The 542-nt window shown below is 47.0% G+C and carries 1 pseudogene; it reads left to right on the forward strand.

Annotated features, from left to right (window positions below):
• A pseudogene (locus J7438_RS27305) lies at positions 1-542 on the forward strand (DEAD/DEAH box helicase); the annotation flags it as partial.

Raw genomic sequence — 542 nt, forward strand, 5'->3', positions numbered from 1 at the left:
GGTGATAATTACCCTGTGCTCTCAGAACGTGATGACATCGTTGTTATCACTGATGAAGCTCATCGCAGTCAGTATGCTTCTTTGGCAATGAATATGCGTAAGTCTATGCCCAATGCTGGCTTTATGGCTTTTACTGGGACACCGTTACTGGCAGATAAAACCGATGAAGGTAAAACGCGGGAAGTCTTCGGCGATTATGTCAGTATCTATAACTTTGCTGATGCGGTAGATGATGGCGCTACCCTGCCACTCTATTATGAAAATCGAGTACCAGAAGTCAGCCTGAATCGTGAGGATCTCGGCAAAGACTTGTTGGAGATACTCGACAATGCTGACCTGACCGAAGAGCAACAGTCCAAACTGGAAACCGAGTTTGCCCGTGCGTACCACATCATTACCCGTGATGACCGGCTTGATACTATTGCCAAAGATCTGGTGAGTTACCATATCAATAGGGAGCCCTTTTCCGGTGGCTTGTGGGGCAAGGCGATGGTGGTATCCATCGATAAAGCCACTGCGATCAAGATGTATGACAAAGTTCA

This window comes from Thalassotalea sp. G20_0 (assembly GCF_017744175.1).
Classification (GTDB): domain Bacteria; phylum Pseudomonadota; class Gammaproteobacteria; order Pseudomonadales; family Endozoicomonadaceae; genus Endozoicomonas.